Consider the following 16,974-nt stretch of genomic DNA (forward strand, 5'->3'; position numbering starts at 1 on the left):
ACCCCCGGAGAAATTATGAAAACGCTCACCCTCGCGCTGGCAGCCGGCGCTGCGGCGTTGTTTGCCACTGCTGCCTCGGCGGCTCCGCTTTCCATTGGCCCGGTCGCATCGGACAGCCATATTCAGAACGTACGCATGGTTTGCGACGAAGACGGCCGTTGCTGGCGTGAGCGCGGGGAGCGCCGCGTCATCCTGCGCGAGTCTCGCGACTCGTATGGCTATGCGCCGCGCGAGCGCTATATCGAGCGCCGCGGCTATGAAGAGCGCGGACCCGGTATTGGAATTCATGCGCCCGGCGTGAGCATTGGTGTCGGCGGCGGTCGCTACTGAGCCACGCGCTGCGAATGACCAAAGAATATCTGCCCGGCCGACTTTGTTCGGTCGGGCATGATCAATCTTATACAGGCAGATGCGGACCAGCCTGCAATGCTGGCGCTGCGGCCAACCGCTGAGGTGACGATATGCATATGTCGGGCGAGAGTTTGGTGGTCATCTTGTTTGTCGGTCTCGTGGCCGGCTGGCTCGCGGGCCAAATCGTGCAGGGGACTGGTTTTGGGATCGTCGGCGATCTCCTTATCGGGATTGTGGGCGCCTTTATCGGAAGTTGGCTTTTGCCGCAGCTCGGCATTCATCTCGGAACCGGAATCATCAGCGCAATCATCAATGCGACCATCGGCGCGATATTGCTGCTCGTCGTCGTGCGGCTGGTTCGTGGTGGCGGCCGATGGCGAAGGAGCTGGTGGCGCCCGTGACGACAATTGCGCCGTCCCTGGATTGTATTGTCAGCGCCGCAGCGCCGGCACCACCAGGAATGGAATCAATCCCAGCACCACGTTGACCAGCGCGAACACGAACAGCGCGTTATAGCTGTGGGTCCAGTCATGGATCAGGCCGCCGGCCCATGAGCCCAGTCCCGACCCGAGGCCGCTGCCAATTGAAATCGTGCCGAAGATGGTGCCGACCCGTTTGCCGCGGAAAATGTTCAGCGCCGTCGCGGTGATTAGCGGGCCGCGCGAACCGATCATGCTGCCGAAAGAGATGATGAAGCCGGTCAGCAGCCAGTAGTTCGGATAATATTGCAGCAGCCAGAGCAGGATGATCCCGACGATCGAGACGCCGTAGCTGAACAGCACCGACGGCCTGCGGCCGATGATGCCGTCGAGCGTCGAGATCCCGAGCATGCCGAACAGCAGCACGACGCCGGAAAATCCCCAGGCGGTGGCAGCTTCCAGGGGAGGGAAGCCGGCGTCGATTAGATACGCCACGATCTGCGCTGTGATGGCGTACATCGCCACTGCGGTGAAAAAGAAGGTCGAGAACAGCGCCCAGAAGACGTGGTTGAGCATCGCGCTCTTCAGGGTCCAGCCGTCATCGACAAAGCCGTCGTCGGTCTTCTTGACGACATGCGGCGAGCCGGTCGCGAACAGCCGCCACGGCATCAGCAGCAGCGGCAGCAACAGACACAGCGCCACGATGCCGAACCATTGATAGGCGTCACGCCAGCCGATGCGGTCGATCAGCACCTGCGACGCCGGCAGCAGCACCAGGATGCCCGCACCGGTCGCGGAATAGAGGATCGCCATCGCGGTCGGCAATCGCGGTCCGAACCAGCGGCCGAGCAGGATCGAGTTCGGCACCACGCCGATCAGCGCAATGCCGATGCCGACGCATAGTCCAATAGAGATCTGGAACTGCCACAGCGCCTGCGCGCGCGAGGCAATCAAAAACGAGCCGCCGAGCAGCAGCAGTCCGAGCGAATAGACGAGGCGGGGCCCGGAACGGTCGAACAGCCGGCCGACGAACGGCGCCATCAGCCCGCCCGCGAGCCAGGTCAGCGAATAGACCGAGACCACTTCGGCGCGGTCCCAGGCGAAACTCTCGGCGATCGGCTTCAGGAAAACCGTAAAGCTCTCGCCGAGGCCGCGGCCGACCACCGACAGCGCAAAACACAGCGCCAGCACATTGAGGGCCGTGCGCGCCGGTTTTGGCGGCGTCGTCAGCGCGTCTCCCCGTGGCGTCTTTTGATCCATGGAAGGCATGGGAGCGCGCTTCTGCGCCGCCGAGCAAGCGCGTAAAGCGAATACGCCTATGCAGGCTTGAGCAGGACGTGCTTCTTCTTGCCCATCGACAGCTTGATGACGCCTTCCTGCGTGAGATTTTCAGCGTCCAAGACCATCTTCTCGTCGGTCACGGCAGCATCATTGACGCGCAGCCCGCCGCCCTTGATCTGGCGGCGCGCCTCACCATTCGATGCGACGAGGCCGGCCTTGACGAACGCCGCGAGGACGCCGATGCCGGCGTCGAGTTCGCCACGCGGAATTTCGACCGTCGGCAGGCTTTCCGAGACCGCGCCTTCCTCAAAGGTCTGCCGCGCGGTTTCGGCTGACGTGTTGGCGGCATCGCGTCCGTGCAGCAGCGCGGTCGCTTCGGTCGCCAGCACCTTCTTGGCCTCGTTGATCTCGCCGCCCTGGAGCGCCGCCAGCTTGTTGATCTCGCTCATCGGCAGGATCGTGAACAGTTTCAGGAATTTGACGACGTCGGCATCCTCGACGTTGCGCCAGTATTGCCAGAAATCGTACGGCGAGAACGCGTCGGCGTTGAGCCAGACCGCGCCTTGCGCGGTCTTGCCCATCTTGGCGCCCGAGGCGGTCGTCAGCAGCGGCGTGGTCAGCGCGAACAACTGCTCCGTGCCCATGCGGCGGCCGAGATCGACGCCGTTGACGATGTTGCCCCATTGGTCGGAGCCGCCCATCTGCAGCCGGCAGCCGGTGCGCCGCGCCAGCTCGACGAAATCGTAGGCCTGGCAGACCATGTAGTTGAACTCGATGAAGCTCATCTCCTGCTCGCGTTCGAGCCGCAGGCGCACCGAGTCCATCGTCAGCATGCGGTTGACCGAGAAATGCCGGCCGATGTCGCGCAGCATTTCGATCCAGTTCAGCCTGGTCAGCCATTCGGCGTTGTCGAGCATGATGGCGTCGCTGGCGCCGTTGCCATAGCGCAGCACTTTTGAGAACACGCCGCGGATCGAGGCCTTGTTGGCCTCGATTTCCGCGATCGAGCGGATCGCGCGGGATTCGTCCTTGCCGGAGGGGTCGCCGACCATGGTGGTGCCGCCGCCCATCAGGGTGATCGGCTTGTTGCCGCTCTGCTGCAGCCAGTGCAGCATCATCATGGTGAGGTAATTGCCGATATGCAGCGACGGCGCGGTACAATCGTAGCCGACATAGGCGGTCGCCTGGCCCTTCGCGGCGAGCGCGTCGAGGCCGTCGAAATCGGAACATTGGTGGATAAAGCCGCGTTCCTGTAAAATGTTCAGGAAATCTGATTTAAATGCGGTCATTGGTCTGCGACTCTGATCATTCTATTTTCACGGTAATTGTAACGAGTTGCGGAACCATAGCGGAATGGCCTGCCGCAAGCGCGTGCGGTGTGGCATTATAAGATGTCCGTGTTTGGCACAAGCTGGTCGTCGTCGGCGGGACGATTCGAGCAGGGCGTGGCGAAGGCACGATTACTATGATGTTGACGGCAATAGGTTTGATGAGTGGCACCTCGCTCGACGGGGTCGATGTCGCCATGATCGAAACCGATGGCCGGAAAGTCCGGGCCTTCGGGCCGTCCGGATACCGTCCCTACAGCGAAATGGAACGCCGCCTGCTGCGCCAGGCGCTGTACGAGGCCGTTAACCTGCCTCAGCGCGATGCGCGGCCGGGTGTCCTGCGGGACGCCGAACAGGCCGTCACGTTGGCCCATGCCGAGGCGGTCGCCGCCTTTACCGCGCAACACGGCATTTCCGCCCAGGACATCGATATCGTCGGCTTTCACGGCCAGACCGTGCTGCACCGGCCCGAGCGCAAATTGACGGTACAGATCGGCGATGCCGCAGCCCTGGCCAAGGCGATCCACATCCCCGTGATGCATGATTTCCGCGCTGCCGACGTCGCCGCCGGCGGGCAGGGTGCGCCGTTCGTGCCGGTCTATCACCGCGCGCTGGCCCAGTCGCTCGAGCGCGAGGGGCCGATCGTCGTGGTTAACATCGGCGGGGTCTCCAACATCACCTATATCGACGGGACCGACACGCTGATCGCCTGCGACACCGGTCCCGGCAACGCACTGCTCGACGACCATATGTACCGCGCCCTGAACCAGCGTTTCGACACCGCAGGCCAGACCGCCGCGCAAGGCAAGGTCGATGACGCCTGGATCGCCCGCGCGCTGGCGATGCCGTTCTTTGCCAAGCGGCCGCCCAAATCGCTCGACCGCAATGATTTTGCCGCGCTGAAGGTCGACGGGATGTCGCCTGCGGACGGCGCCGCGACCCTGACCGCGTTCACGGCCGCATCGATCGCCCGGATCGTGCCGCTGCTGCCGAAGGTGCCGAAGAGCTGGATCGTGGCCGGCGGCGGCGCCCGCAACCTGACCATGTTGCGGATGCTGCGCGACCGGCTTCAGCCCGCCACCGTCGAGGCCGCCGATGGGCTCGGCTGGGCCTCGGACGCAATCGAGGCGCAGGCCTTTGGCTTTCTCGCGGCACGAGGGCTCAAGGGCCTGCCGCTGAGCTATCCCGCCACCACGGGGGTCCCGATCCCGATGACCGGGGGGCTGATGGCCCGGCCGTAGCCGCCAGGATCAACATCTGTTGATGCAACTGCATCGACCTTGACGACTTCATGCAAATGCATCTAATTTGATGCAGATGCATGAAGCGAGCCGTTTGGCCTCGCCTTTTGGAGGTCGTCATGACGGCAAAACTCACTCTGATCAGCCACAAGCTTTGTCCCTATGTGCAGCGCGCGGTGATCGCGCTGAACGAGAAGGGCCTGCCTTTCGAGCGCGTCGATATCGACCTCGCCAACAAGCCGGACTGGTTCTTAAAACTTTCGCCGCTCGGCAAGGTGCCGGTGCTGATCGTGCGCAGCGATGCGGGCGAGGTGGCGCTGTTCGAGAGCAACGTGATCTGCGAGTACATCGAGGAAACGCAAGCGGGTGCAAAACTGCACCCGCAGGATGCCTTGCAGCGGGCGCAGCACCGGGCCTGGATGGAATTCGGGTCGACGATCCTGAGCGAGCTTTGGGGACTAGAGACAACAGGCGATGCCGCGGAGTTCGAAGCCAAACGCGTCGCGGTAGCGGCGAGGTTCGCACGCGTCGAAGAAGCGTTGGGCCTGGGTCCATTCTTCGCCGGTGAGAAATTCAGCCTGGTAGATGCCGTGTTCGCGCCGATCTTCCGCTATTTTGATGTGTTCGACGAGTTGATCGACCTCTCCATCTTCGCAGAGACGCCGAAGGTGCGCGCATGGCGGAGGGAGCTGGCAAAACGGGACAGTGTTCAGAGAGCCGTTGGCGCCGACTATCCGCAATTGCTGCACGCGTTCCTGGTTCGCCATAACGCACACATGCTGAAGCTGGCGGCATAACCATGTCGCCGCAGGTCGCCTGGGTCGCGCTGGTTACCGCCGGGCTGCTCGATGTCGGCTGGGCGATCTCGATGAAATACGCCGACGGCTACACGAAGCTCGGCTGGAGCATCGCCTCGCTGGCGCTGCTCGCGGCGTTCGTGTTCCTGCTCGGCCGCGCGCTGCAGGTGCTGGAGATCGGCGTCGCCTATACGGTGTGGACGGGCATCGGCGCGGTCGGGACCTTGACGATGGGCGTGTTGCTGTTCGGGGAAGCGCTCAATCCGGTGAAGATCGCCGGCATCGTGCTGGTCATGGGCGGGATCGTCGCGTTGAAGCTGGCGCCTGCATAAGCGTCCCAACGATCTCGTTGGCCCAGATTCAGGTATGCGTTGATAGCGCGGCGCGAGTTGACAGCGCGAGATAGATCGCAACGGCCAGACTTGGGAACGTCCATGGCATATTCTGCGCGGACCAGATTGCGGCGATCAGAAGCAACGCGGTTAACAGTCCGAAAATCCCGAGTAACCACCGGTGGCGGGGGCGCGAGGGGTCCCAATGCCAAAGATTGGCCGGAAGCCGCTTGTTTCTCAGCAGGATGAAACGGCCGATCACCAAGATGAGAAGCCAGCCGATCAAAATTAATTGCGTACCGAATATTATGAATGAACCATGACCGGTATCAAAGGTGGGAGTCAGGTCATCTTGGGTGTAGTCGGCCTCTAATTGAAGAAGCGTTGCGGGAAGAAGGGCCAGCCAGGCAACACTCGCCAGTGTCAGGAATCCCACGCGAGTCGATGGTGTTGTTGCGTCCTGCAAATTGAGGATGTTCCACAAGCGAAACCGGAGGATTGCGACCAGCAACACCGAGGCGATAACGCACAAGCTCAGTCCTGTATTGTATCGTTGCCATTTGGAGGTTCTGAGAGCCGCAATATCCCGTTCGGCAGCCGCACGTTCTTCAAGCGATCGCGTGACGTATTTCGACTGATATAAGTCCGTCAGCTCTGTCGCTCGGACTTCGTCGATGTGCGCCGGCATGCCGTTCGATGTGATCACTAGCGCGGCACCGAGGAATGCGAGAATAAGACAGGCGATTATGAGGATGCCACCAACCAGTTTTCCGGTTCGCTTCTTTGCGGGACGCATGGCGCTTACAACTCCGCCGCCATCGTCGCGAGCGTCGCAATCGTATTCATGTTGCGCGCCGTTCCCGCTTTGGCAGCAGGGATCACCAGTTTCGATTGTCCCATGCCGTCGCCATAGTGGACGTAGATCTCGCGCGCGCCCAATCCGATTTCTTCATCCTTGCGGCCTTTGACTGCGGCAAGCGTATCCGCCGGTGGCTTGGCGTCGAGAAAGATCGCGACGGTCCGGTTGCCGGGCGCCTTGGGAAAAGGATTGCCCTTCAGCACGGCTTGCATCTCGGCCGATGAGCGCACCATCACGCCGACCGGCTTGCCGGCATAGGCTTGCAGTTGCGCTTCAAGCGCTTTCTTGACCGCAGATTCGGCTTTGCGGCTGGTGAACACCACATTGCCGCTGGCGATGTAGGTGCGGACGGCCTCGAACCCGAGCGCCTCGCACATCGTCTTGAGCTCGCTCATCGGCAGCTGGCCGGTACCGCCGACATTGACGGCACGGAGCAGGGCGACGAACGCGGTCACACCGTAACGCCTGATTTACCGGACGTTGGCGAGCCGCATGTCGAGATAGCCGGTCACCGTCTCCATCAACGGCTGCAATTTGCCGTCGAAGAAATGGTTGGCGCCGGGGATGACCTGCTGGTCGATCACGATGCCCTTTTGCGTCTTGAGCTTCTCGACCAGCGTGTTGACGTCCTTCGGCGGCACCACCGCATCCTTTTCGCCATGCACGATCAGGCCCGACGACGGGCAGGGGGCGAGGAAGGAGAAGTCATAGAGGTTGGCGGGCGGCGCGATCGAAATAAAACCTTCAACCTCGGGCCGGCGCATCAAGAGCTGCATGCCGATCCAGGCGCCGAACGAAAAGCCGGCGACCCAGCAGGCGCGCGCTTCGGGATTGATGGTCTGCGCCCAGTCGAGCGCGGATGCCGCGTCCGACAATTCGCCGGTGCCGTGGTCGAACGAGCCCTGGCTGCGGCCGACGCCGCGGAAATTGAAGCGCAGCACCGAAAAGCCGCGATGCGCGAACGCGTAGTAGCACTGGTAGACGATCTGGTGGTTCATCGTGCCGTGAAACTGCGGATGCGGATGCAGGATCATCGCGATCGGCGCATTCTTCTGCTTCGCCGGATGGTAACGGCCTTCGAGGCGGCCCGCAGGACCGGTGAAAATAACTTCAGGCATTGATGATCCTTGGAAGTCTTCCTTGGCAACGGACGTGACGCGGCAGAAACGATGATCGGACGTCGTTGGGGCGATGCGCGGACAGCGCTCGGTGAACTTGTGGCCGCGTTCTAACATGACGCGAGGGGCAAAAAGCAAGGACTTTATGCACCCAGGGCCGCGCCAATGCGAATTCAGCGCCCGGGATAAGTATTTGAAGGATTTGGAAGATCTGTTTTCGTCTCGAGCGAGGCGATGGCGTTGCGGTAGCGCCGGCTGCCCACCGCGGTCTGACCGGTGTCGAAGGTGAGCTCGAAATCTCCCGATGGCTTCAGCTCCACGGCGGTCACCCGGTCGAGATTGGCCAGCCGGGTGCGGTGGACACGTGCCAGTTTGTATAGCGCAAGCTGAGCCTCGGCCGCTGCCAGCGTTCCGCGGACCAGATGGCTGCGGCCATCGGCGAGGCTGTACTCGACATAGTTCCCGGCCGAACTGATCCAGATAATCTCTTTGGGTTCGATGCGGATACGGGTGGTGCCGTCGCGCAGCCAGACCATGTGCGGCAGCGCTTCCGCTGCCGCGGCGGGGGCCGCCCTCGTAGCCTGCCCGACCTCGCGGCGGCTGTCGATCAGCCACATGCCGCCACCGATCAACAGGCACGTGACCGCATCCTTGCGAGCCTCATAGAGTAAGGTCGCGAGCGAGAGGTGGAAATCATAGCTGCCGCCGAGCATCCACAGCACGAGTTTACGCAACGCCACCATCCCGGTGATGTGCACGGCGGAGAAGACGATGATGGCCGCGATCACCAGCGCGAAACGGAGCAGCCAGCGCGGTTCCCGGCGGATTCGCCTGACCGCGGCGAACAGGGCCGGCGCCAGCAGGATGATGACGGCAATGCTGGTCATCTCCCAGAGCAGCGGCGTCTTGAGGTTATACGAGCCGCCGCGCCGGGCGATGTCGTCGGCGGTCGACAGCGCGTTGACGCTGCCGATCGCTAGCGCGACGGCTGCGACCGCGGCGTAGACCAGCCAGTCGGCGCCGGTTATCCCGCGAAACAAGCCGCTGGTCCCACGCGGGGTCGTCTCGTCCCAAGCCGGCTGGTTTTGATCCCAAACCGGCTCGACGCCACCGCCATCAGGCGCATTTTTGACGTCGGTCATCCAACTTCGTCGCGCATTGAGGGATCGAGCCATGTGGCAGCAAACCATATCACAACCACCGGATTCCGCTTCCGGCTCCGAGCGGCGCATCGATCTCGACTGGGTGCGGATCGCAGCCTTCGGCCTCCTGATCTTCTACCATGTCGGCATGCTCTACGTTTCCTGGGGCTTCCACATCAAGAGCGCGCATCGGATCGCTGCGTTGGAACCGGTGATGCTGGTGCTCAATCCATGGCGGCTGGCGCTGCTGTTCCTGGTTTCGGGCGTGGCGACCCGCTTCATGCTGGGGAAATACAAACTGGGGCCGCTGCTGCGGTCGCGGTCGGCGCGGCTATTGATACCCCTGGTGTTCGGCATGCTGGTGATCGTGCCGCCGCAGGCCTATGACCAGATCGTCGAGGCGCTTGGCTATCCGGCCGGCTTTGTCGATTTCTACCAGCGGCACTATCTCGCTTTCGAGCCGCAATTCTGCCCAAACCCCTGCATCGTGCTCCCGACCTGGAACCATCTCTGGTTCGTGGTCTATCTGTGGGTCTACACGGTGGCGCTGGGCGGCGTGCTGTGGCTGGCTCCCGGGCTGCTCGGCTGGATCGAGCGGCGGCTGGCATCGGCGCTATCGGGCGTGCTGCTGCTGGTCGTGCCGCCGCTGCTGCTTGCGGCCTATCGTCTGGTGCTGCTGCCACACTTTCCATCGACGCACGCGCTGTTCGGCGACTGGTACAATCACGCGCTGTTCGCGACCGTCTTCCTGTTCGGCTTCGTGCTGGCCCGCGCTGCGGCCATCTGGGAGGCGATGGAGCGTCTGCGCTGGCTGGCGCTGTCGCTCGCGGCCGGATTCTTTCTGTGCTTTCTCGCCGTGTGGGCGACCAGGTACGGCGGCATGCCGCTGAAAATCCTGGCCGGCTTGGCCTACGGATCCTATCAATGGCTTTGCATGGTCGCGCTGCTCGGCTTCGCGCGGCGATGGCTGACCGCGGATTCGCCGGCGCGGCGCTATCTCACCGATGCGATCTTCCCGTATTACATCGTGCACCAGACCGCGATCATCATGATTGCGCATGCATTGCGCGGACAGGGCCTGCCAGCCTGGCTTGAGGCGGGGATCGTCATCTCGGGCACCATCGCGGCCTGCGTGGCGACCTATGAGATCGTTCGGCGCGTCACTATCTTGAGGCCCTTGTTCGGATTGCGGATGGCAGCCGAACCGGCCATGCCGGTGCGGGCGACGAGCCAGCCGGCGCAATGATTGGCCGCCTGGAGCGTTTTCGAGCGAAGTGAATGCCGGTTCGCACAGCAATCAAGTTTACGCAGATTGCGTAGACTTATCTGCGGTAGAAAACGCGTCAAAACAAGAAGAGCTTCGGTTCTGATTCAATCAGAACCGATAATGCTCTAGGAAAGGTGTTAAGACGGCGCATGCCCGACCGGATCTATCTCGACTGGAACGCGACCACGCCGCTTCGCCCGGAAGCCAAGGCGGCGATGGCGGCGGCCTGGGAGCTCGCCGGCAACCCGTCCTCGGTCCACGCCGAGGGCAGGCAGGCCCGCCGGCTGGTCGAGGACGCCCGCGCCGCGGTCGCGGCGGCGGTCGGCGCCCGGCCGCAGGACGTGGTCTTTTCATCAGGTGGAACCGAAGCCAACGCGCTGGCGCTGACGCCGGGCCTGCGGCGGGGCGCGGGTCAACCGGTTCAGCAGCTGCTGGTGTCCGCCATCGAACACGCCTCTGTGCTGTCGGGCGGACGGTTTCCACCCGACACCATCAAGACGATCAAGGTCACGGCCTCGGGCCTTGTTGACCTCGACCATCTGAGCGAGCTGTTGAGGGGCCCTCCCGCGCTGGTGTCGGTGATGCTGGCTAATAACGAGACCGGAGCCATTCAGCCGGTGGCGGAGGTGGCTCGGATCGTCCATCAGGCCGGTGGCCTGCTGCATGTCGATGCGATCCAGGCATTCGGAAAAATAGCCTTTGATATCAACTCGATCGAAGGCGATCTGATCACGCTTTCTGCGCACAAGATCGGTGGCCCCAAGGGTGTCGGTGCGGTTGTTTTGGCCGGGGACGTGCAGGGGTTGGAGCCGCTGCTGCGCGGCGGCGGACAGGAATTGGGCCGCCGGGCGGGCACCGAGAATGTTGCGGGGATTTCGGCGTTTGGCGCGGCTGCCAAGGCCGCCATGGCGGCTCTGGAAGTGGACGCCGGCCGTCTGGCGGGCCTCAAGAGCAGTCTTGAGGACGGTTTGAAGCAGACGCCCAGGATGATTGTGTTTTCGGAAGCAGCGCCGCGGTTACCCAATACCACTCTGTTCAGCGTTCCCGGCCTAAAGGCCGAAACCGCTGTAATTGGCTTCGATCTCGCCGGTATTGCGGTATCGTCCGGGTCGGCCTGCTCCTCCGGCAAGGTCCAACCATCGCATGTCCTGGACGCCATGGGCCAGGGCCGGGAACTGGCTCAGGGAGCTGTGCGGCTCAGTCTGGGGTGGTCTACATCACAGACAGAGATTGAATTAGCCCTCAAGGCTTGGCGAAAGCTCGCCAATACCTTACTTAAGAGCAACGAAACACAGGTTGAACGGTTCTAAGCAATCGGTTCTGAACCAATCAGGATCGATCAGGCTCTAGAACCGCCGGATTGATCCACCGCGGTCCTTGAAACCGCGAGCGGAGGATGGAATGGCTGCCGTACAGGAGACGGTCGATCGCGTCAGGCAGATCGACGTCGACCAATATCGATATGGATTTGAGACGCTGATCGAGTCCGACAAGGCTCCAAAAGGGCTGTCGGAAGACACCGTTCGCTTCATCTCCGCAAAAAAGAACGAGCCGGCTTGGATGCTGGAATGGCGGCTGGAGGCTTATCGCCGCTGGCTGACCATGACCGAGCCGCAATGGGCCCGCGTCAACTACCCCAAGATCGACTACCAGGATCTCTATTACTATTCGGCGCCGAAGCCGAAGAAGACGATCGGTTCGCTCGACGAGATCGATCCGGATATCCTGGAAACCTACAAGAAGCTCGGCATCCCCCTGCGCGAAGTCGAGGTGCTGGAAGGCGTCGTACGGCCGGAAGGCGAGCGCAAGATTGCGGTCGACGCCGTGTTCGATTCGGTTTCGGTCGCGACCACATTCCAGAAGGAGCTCAAGGCCGCCGGCGTGATCTTCATGCCGATCTCGGAAGCGATCCGAGAGCATCCCGAACTGGTGAAGAAGTATCTCGGCACGGTCGTGCCGACCACGGACAATTATTTCGCGACGCTGAATTCGGCGGTGTTTTCCGACGGCTCGTTCGTCTACGTACCGCCGGGCGTGCGCTGCCCGATGGAGCTGTCGACCTACTTCCGCATCAACGAGCGCAACACCGGCCAGTTCGAGCGCACGCTGATCATCGCCGACAAGGGCTCCTACGTCAGCTACCTCGAAGGCTGCACCGCGCCGCAGCGCGACGAGAACCAGCTGCACGCCGCCGTCGTCGAGTTGGTTACGCACGACGATGCCGAGATCAAATATTCGACGGTGCAGAACTGGTATCCCGGCAACTCCGAAGGCAAGGGCGGCATCTACAACTTCGTCACCAAGCGTGGCGACTGCCGCGGCAACAATTCGAAGATCTCCTGGACCCAGGTCGAGACCGGTTCGGCGATCACCTGGAAATATCCGAGCTGTATCCTGCGCGGCGACAATTCACGCGGCGAGTTTTACTCGATCGCGATTTCGAACGGTCACCAGCAGGTCGATTCCGGCACCAAGATGATCCATCTCGGCAAGAACACGACCAGCCGGATCATCTCCAAGGGCATCGCCGCCGGCGTCTCGCAAAATACCTATCGTGGCCTCGTTACCGCCCACAGGAAAGCAACAGGCGCGCGCAACTTCACCGCCTGCGATTCGCTCCTGATCGGCGACAAATGCGGCGCGCACACCGTGCCTTACGTCGAAGCCAAGAACTCCTCGGCGCTGTTCGAGCACGAAGCCACCACCTCGAAGATTTCCGAAGACGTGCTGTTCTACTGCGTGCAGCGCGGGCTCAGCCAGGAAGAAGCTGTCGGCCTCGTGGTCAACGGTTTTGTGAAGGATGTGCTGCAGCAACTGCCGATGGAATTCGCGGTGGAAGCACAGAAGCTGATTTCGATCTCGCTGGAGGGCAGCGTCGGGTAACCCGGATGGTTCGAAACATCTTCTACTTCATACGGTTTGCGCCGCTCGCGCTGTTTTTGATGATTGCGATCGTCGGATTGTTTGCCGTTTTGATCGGGAGTTTGGCGGGATCGGTTGATGTTACCGAATTCGGCAAACTGGCTGCAGGTGGTGGATCTCTGGGGTTTTTTGCCTGGCTTTTTTTGCCAGCACTAGTTCGGGCGTTTTAGGCCAGAAGGAAAGAATATGACTGCGTTACTTGAAGTGAAAGACCTGAAAGTCCGTGTCGAGGAGCGTGAGATCCTCCATGGGCTGTCGCTCACGGTGAACCCGGGCGAGGTGCACGCGATCATGGGGCCGAACGGCTCCGGCAAATCGACGCTCTCGCACGTCATCGCCGGCAAGCCGGGCTACGAAGTCACCGGCGGTGAAATCCTGTTCAAGGGCGAGGATCTCCTGGAGATGTCGCCGGATGAGCGCGCCGCCAAGGGCGTGTTCCTGGCGTTCCAGTATCCGGTCGAAATTCCCGGCGTCGCCACCATGAACTTCCTGCACGTGGCGCTGAACGCGCAGCGCAAGGCGCGCGGCGAGAGCCAGCTCACGACGCCGGAATTCCTGAAGAAGGCTTATGCCGCGGCGGCCAGCCTGAACATTCCGCGCGACATGCTCAAGCGCGGCGTCAATGTCGGGTTTTCCGGCGGCGAGAAGAAGCGCAACGAGATTCTGCAGATGGCGCTGTTCGAGCCGGCCGTCTGCATCCTCGACGAAATGGATTCCGGCCTCGACATCGACGCGCTGCGTGTCGCAGCCGACGGCGTCAACGCGCTGCGTTCGCAGGGCAGGGCCATGGTCGTCATCACCCACTACCAGCGGCTGCTCAACTACATCGTGCCGGATTTCGTGCACGTGATGTCCAAGGGCCGCGTCGTCAAAAGCGGCGGCAAGGAACTGGCGCTGGAGCTCGAGGCTTCCGGCTACGCCCAGTTCGAAGACGCAGCCTGAGGCGGGATACGGATTTTGTGATGAATGTGGCTTTGGTAAAAAATGAGACCGGGAGCGCGCTGAGCGACAGCTTTGCGATCGCGCGCGACCGGCTTCCCGGCACCGGCAAGGTCGCTGCGGCGCGCGAGGCGGCTTTCGCAGCCTATGCCCAAGCGGGTCTGCCGCATCGCCGGATCGAGGACTGGAAATACACCGATCTGCGCGCGCTGATGCGCGAAGTGCTGCCGCTGGCGCCCGCGCCGGATGCAGCGGAATTTTCGCGAGCTGCCAGCGCCGCCAAGCTGCACGCCATCGAAGGCGTCCGCCGGCTGGTGCTGGTCGACGGCGTGTTTGCGCCAAAGCTTTCCGAACTCGGCGGTCTCGAGAGGGGCCTCGGCATCCGCACCCTGCGCGAGGCGCTGGAAACCGGCGACGCCGCGCTGCAGGCGCTGTTGTTCACGCCTGACAATGCCAATCCGATGGTGGCGCTGAACAGCGCGATGATGACCGACGGCGTGGTGATCGATGTCGCCGACGGCGTCGTGCTGTCGCAGCCGCTGCAGATCGTCCATATCGCCAGCGGCACTGTGCCGGCGGCGATGTTCACGCGCTCGCTGCTGCGCCTCGGCAAGGATGCCGGTGCGACCCTGGTCGAAAGCTACATCGCGGCCGACGGCGCCAAGGCCTATCAGGTCCACGATTCCCTGATCATTTCGATCGGCAACAACTCACGCCTCGATCATGTCCGTCTCAACGAAGACGGTCGCGACGCCTTCAACATTTCCTCTGGTGTGGTGAGCCTCGGCGCACACGCGCACTTCAACACCTTTGGCATGATGTCGGGCGCCGGCGTCAGCCGCTACCAGGCGACCATCGCGTTTGCCGGTGAGGGCTCCAGGGTCGAGACCAACGGCGTCAATCTGCTCAACGGCAAGCAGCACGCCGACACCACGCTGTTCATGGACCACGCGGTGCCGCACTGCGACAGCCGCGAAATCTTCCGCGCCGTTGTCGACGACCGCGCCCACTCGGTGTTCCAGGGCCGCATCATCGTGCGTCCGCATGCCCAGAAGACCGATGCCAAGATGATGACGCGGGCGCTGCTGCTGTCCGACGACGCCGAGGCCGACAACAAGCCGGAGCTCGAGATCTTTGCCGACGACGTCACCTGCGGCCATGGCGCCACCACCGGCGCGCTCGACGAGAGCCTGCTGTTTTACCTGCGCGCCCGCGGCCTGTCCGAGAAGGAAGCCCAGGCGTTGCTGATCCAGGCCTTCGTCGGCGAGGCGATTGAATCGATTGTGAATGACGGCCTGCGCGAGCTTGCGATTGCAGCGGCGCAGCGCTGGCTGGAGGCGAGGGGTTGACCATGCATCCGGCGGTGAAAAATGGCGCCTATGACGTGGCGCGGGTGCGGGAGGATTTTCCGGCGCTGGCGATGAAGGTTTATGGCAAGCCGCTGGTCTATCTCGACAACGCCGCTTCCGCCCAGAAGCCCACTGCCGTGCTCGACCGCATGACGGAAGCCTACAAGAGCGAATACGCCAACGTCCATCGCGGGCTGCATTACCTCGCCAACGCCGCCACCGAAGCCTATGAAGGCGGCCGCGCCAAGGTGGCAAAATTCCTCAACGCCGCGCGTACCGAAGAGATCATCTTCACCCGCAACGCCACCGAAGCGATCAACCTCGTGGCGTCGTCCTGGGGTGAGCCCAACATCAAGGCCGGCGACGAGATCATCATCTCGATCATGGAGCACCATTCCAACATCGTGCCCTGGCATTTCCTTCGGGAGCGTCACGGCGCGGTCATCAAATGGGCGCCGGTCGACGATGAAGGCAATTTCCTGATCGAGGAATTCGAAAAGCTGCTGAGCGACCGCACCAAACTGGTCGCAGTCACGCAGATGTCGAACGCGCTCGGCACCATCGTGCCGGTCAAGGACGTGGTGAAGCTGGCGCGTGCCCGCGGTATCCCGGTGCTGATCGACGGCAGCCAGGCCGCGGTCCACATGACGATCGACGTCCAGGACATCGACGCCGACTTCTACGTCTTCACCGGTCACAAGCTGTACGGCCCGACCGGCATCGGCGTACTCTATGCCAAGCATGAGCATCTGGTCGCGATGCGCCCCTTCAACGGCGGCGGCGAGATGATCCGCGAAGTCGCCCGGGACTGGGTCACCTATGGCGATCCCCCGCATAAATTCGAGGCCGGCACGCCCGCGATCGTGGAATCGATCGGGCTCGGGGCTGCGATCGACTACGTCAATTCGATCGGCAAGGAGCGCATCGCCGCCCACGAGCACGACCTCATGACCTACGCCCAGGATCGCCTGCGCGAAATCAATTCGCTGCGGCTGATCGGCACCGCGCGCGGCAAGGGACCGGTGATCTCGTTCGAGATGAAGGGCGCCCACGCCCACGATATCGCCACCGTGATCGACCGCCAGGGCATTGCGGTGCGGGCCGGCACCCATTGCGTGATGCCGCTTTTAGAGCGGTTCAATGTCACAGCCACCTGCCGGGCGTCGTTTGGGATGTATAATACCCGTGAAGAAGTCGACCATCTGGTGCAGGCGCTGATCAAGGCGCAGGATTTGTTTTCATGACCGACACAGCCGAAGTCAAAACCGCCAACGAAGTCAAAGCCAATATGGAAACCCAGTCGGCGCTGCCGCCGGAGGAGACCGAGCGTCTCGGCGGCGAGATCGTGGCGGCGCTGAAAACGGTGTTCGACCCGGAAATTCCGGCCGACATCTACGAACTCGGCCTGATCTACAAGGTCGATTTCAAGGACGATCGCAGCGTCGATGTGATGATGACGCTGACCACGCCGAACTGCCCGGCGGCGGGCGAACTGCCGACCATGGTGGAGAACGCCGTCGCCAGCGTTCCCGGCGTCGGCGTCGTCAATGTCAATCTGGTGTGGGAGCCGGCCTGGACGCCGGATCGCATGTCCGACGAGGCCCGCCTCGTGCTCAATATGTGGTGACG

Annotated in this window: 19 protein-coding genes; 13 read left to right on the forward strand and 6 right to left on the reverse strand. The window is 62.5% G+C overall.

Annotated elements, in window-relative coordinates; genetic code table 11:
* Positions 1 to 15: 15 nt before the first annotated feature.
* Both ABIE49_RS38935 and ABIE49_RS38940 read left to right on the forward strand, forming a co-directional pair.
* Positions 16 to 330 carry a hypothetical protein gene (locus ABIE49_RS38935; RefSeq protein ID WP_192739493.1) on the forward strand — a complete coding sequence of 105 codons (315 nt, stop codon included), beginning with the start codon at positions 16 to 18 and terminating at the stop codon, positions 328 to 330.
* Between the two features lie 131 nt (positions 331 to 461).
* Complete coding sequence (locus tag ABIE49_RS38940; protein ID WP_192739492.1) at positions 462 to 752, forward strand: GlsB/YeaQ/YmgE family stress response membrane protein; 291 nt, start codon at positions 462 to 464, stop codon at positions 750 to 752.
* A gap of 30 nt (positions 753 to 782) precedes the next feature.
* On the opposite strand, the gene ABIE49_RS38945 is transcribed toward ABIE49_RS38940, so the two are convergent.
* The gene (locus ABIE49_RS38945; protein ID WP_354067724.1) at positions 783 to 2,030 is read right to left on the reverse strand and encodes an MFS transporter; all 1,248 of its coding nucleotides are present in this window, start codon (positions 2,028 to 2,030) and stop codon (positions 783 to 785) included.
* A gap of 56 nt (positions 2,031 to 2,086) precedes the next feature.
* Positions 2,087 to 3,340, reverse strand: coding sequence for a tyrosine--tRNA ligase (tyrS, locus tag ABIE49_RS38950; protein WP_192739490.1), 1,254 nt, complete (start codon positions 3,338 to 3,340; stop codon positions 2,087 to 2,089).
* Between the two features lie 176 nt (positions 3,341 to 3,516).
* Here tyrS and ABIE49_RS38955 point away from each other — a divergent pair, with 176 nt between their 5' ends.
* From ABIE49_RS38955 to ABIE49_RS38965, 3 genes are all read left to right on the forward strand, one after another.
* Positions 3,517 to 4,620 carry an anhydro-N-acetylmuramic acid kinase gene (locus ABIE49_RS38955; protein WP_192739489.1) on the forward strand — a complete coding sequence of 368 codons (1,104 nt, stop codon included), beginning with the start codon at positions 3,517 to 3,519 and terminating at the stop codon, positions 4,618 to 4,620.
* A gap of 119 nt (positions 4,621 to 4,739) precedes the next feature.
* Positions 4,740 to 5,417 carry a glutathione S-transferase family protein gene (locus ABIE49_RS38960; protein WP_192739488.1) on the forward strand — a complete coding sequence of 226 codons (678 nt, stop codon included), beginning with the start codon at positions 4,740 to 4,742 and terminating at the stop codon, positions 5,415 to 5,417.
* Between the two features lie 2 nt (positions 5,418 to 5,419).
* On the forward strand, positions 5,420 to 5,749 hold the full coding sequence (locus tag ABIE49_RS38965) for a DMT family transporter (RefSeq protein ID WP_192739487.1): 330 nt from the start codon (positions 5,420 to 5,422) through the stop codon (positions 5,747 to 5,749).
* A gap of 28 nt (positions 5,750 to 5,777) precedes the next feature.
* Here the strand turns inward: ABIE49_RS38965 and ABIE49_RS38970 are convergent, their stop codons facing one another.
* From ABIE49_RS38970 to ABIE49_RS38985, 4 genes are all read right to left on the reverse strand, one after another.
* A complete protein-coding gene (locus ABIE49_RS38970) occupies positions 5,778 to 6,545 on the reverse strand; it encodes a hypothetical protein (RefSeq protein WP_192739486.1) in 768 nt (255 codons plus the stop codon).
* A gap of 5 nt (positions 6,546 to 6,550) precedes the next feature.
* Complete coding sequence (locus tag ABIE49_RS38975; protein WP_192739485.1) at positions 6,551 to 7,063, reverse strand: DUF1697 domain-containing protein; 513 nt, start codon at positions 7,061 to 7,063, stop codon at positions 6,551 to 6,553.
* A 15-nt stretch (positions 7,064 to 7,078) separates the two neighbouring features.
* Positions 7,079 to 7,726: an alpha/beta hydrolase gene (locus ABIE49_RS38980; RefSeq protein WP_027536583.1), complete on the reverse strand. Its 648-nt coding sequence runs from the start codon at positions 7,724 to 7,726 to the stop codon at positions 7,079 to 7,081.
* 173 nt (positions 7,727 to 7,899) lie between these two features.
* Positions 7,900 to 8,868: a LytTR family DNA-binding domain-containing protein gene (locus tag ABIE49_RS38985; RefSeq protein ID WP_192739484.1), complete on the reverse strand. Its 969-nt coding sequence runs from the start codon at positions 8,866 to 8,868 to the stop codon at positions 7,900 to 7,902.
* A gap of 31 nt (positions 8,869 to 8,899) precedes the next feature.
* On the opposite strand from ABIE49_RS38985, the gene ABIE49_RS38990 reads away from it, so the two are divergent.
* The 8 genes from ABIE49_RS38990 to ABIE49_RS39025 all read left to right on the forward strand — a co-directional run bounded on the left by ABIE49_RS38990 (position 8,900) and on the right by ABIE49_RS39025 (position 16,972).
* Positions 8,900 to 10,114 (forward strand): acyltransferase family protein, encoded by a 1,215-nt coding sequence (locus ABIE49_RS38990; RefSeq protein WP_192739483.1) that lies wholly within the window; start codon positions 8,900 to 8,902, stop codon positions 10,112 to 10,114.
* Between the two features lie 170 nt (positions 10,115 to 10,284).
* Positions 10,285 to 11,445 carry a cysteine desulfurase family protein gene (locus tag ABIE49_RS38995; RefSeq protein ID WP_192739482.1) on the forward strand — a complete coding sequence of 387 codons (1,161 nt, stop codon included), beginning with the start codon at positions 10,285 to 10,287 and terminating at the stop codon, positions 11,443 to 11,445.
* Positions 11,446 to 11,536: 91 nt separating this feature from the next.
* Positions 11,537 to 13,018 carry a Fe-S cluster assembly protein SufB gene (gene sufB / locus ABIE49_RS39000; protein WP_192739481.1) on the forward strand — a complete coding sequence of 494 codons (1,482 nt, stop codon included), beginning with the start codon at positions 11,537 to 11,539 and terminating at the stop codon, positions 13,016 to 13,018.
* 5 nt (positions 13,019 to 13,023) lie between these two features.
* Positions 13,024 to 13,227, forward strand: a complete 204-nt coding sequence (locus ABIE49_RS39005; protein WP_192739480.1) for a GlyGly-CTERM sorting domain-containing protein — start codon at positions 13,024 to 13,026, stop codon at positions 13,225 to 13,227.
* A gap of 16 nt (positions 13,228 to 13,243) precedes the next feature.
* Complete coding sequence (sufC, locus tag ABIE49_RS39010) at positions 13,244 to 13,999, forward strand: Fe-S cluster assembly ATPase SufC (protein ID WP_192739479.1); 756 nt, start codon at positions 13,244 to 13,246, stop codon at positions 13,997 to 13,999.
* Positions 14,000 to 14,019: 20 nt separating this feature from the next.
* Positions 14,020 to 15,345: a Fe-S cluster assembly protein SufD gene (gene sufD / locus ABIE49_RS39015; RefSeq protein WP_192739478.1), complete on the forward strand. Its 1,326-nt coding sequence runs from the start codon at positions 14,020 to 14,022 to the stop codon at positions 15,343 to 15,345.
* Positions 15,342 to 16,589 carry a cysteine desulfurase gene (locus ABIE49_RS39020; RefSeq protein ID WP_192739477.1) on the forward strand — a complete coding sequence of 416 codons (1,248 nt, stop codon included), beginning with the start codon at positions 15,342 to 15,344 and terminating at the stop codon, positions 16,587 to 16,589. Before sufD ends, ABIE49_RS39020 begins: the two co-directional genes overlap by 4 nt.
* Positions 16,586 to 16,972: an SUF system Fe-S cluster assembly protein gene (locus tag ABIE49_RS39025; protein ID WP_192739476.1), complete on the forward strand. Its 387-nt coding sequence runs from the start codon at positions 16,586 to 16,588 to the stop codon at positions 16,970 to 16,972. The genes ABIE49_RS39020 and ABIE49_RS39025 overlap by 4 nt, the downstream gene beginning before the upstream one ends.
* Positions 16,973 to 16,974 lie beyond the last annotated feature (2 nt).

Origin of the sequence: Bradyrhizobium sp. OAE829 (assembly GCF_040546575.1) — a bacterium.
Taxonomy (GTDB): Bacteria; Pseudomonadota; Alphaproteobacteria; order Rhizobiales; family Xanthobacteraceae; genus Bradyrhizobium.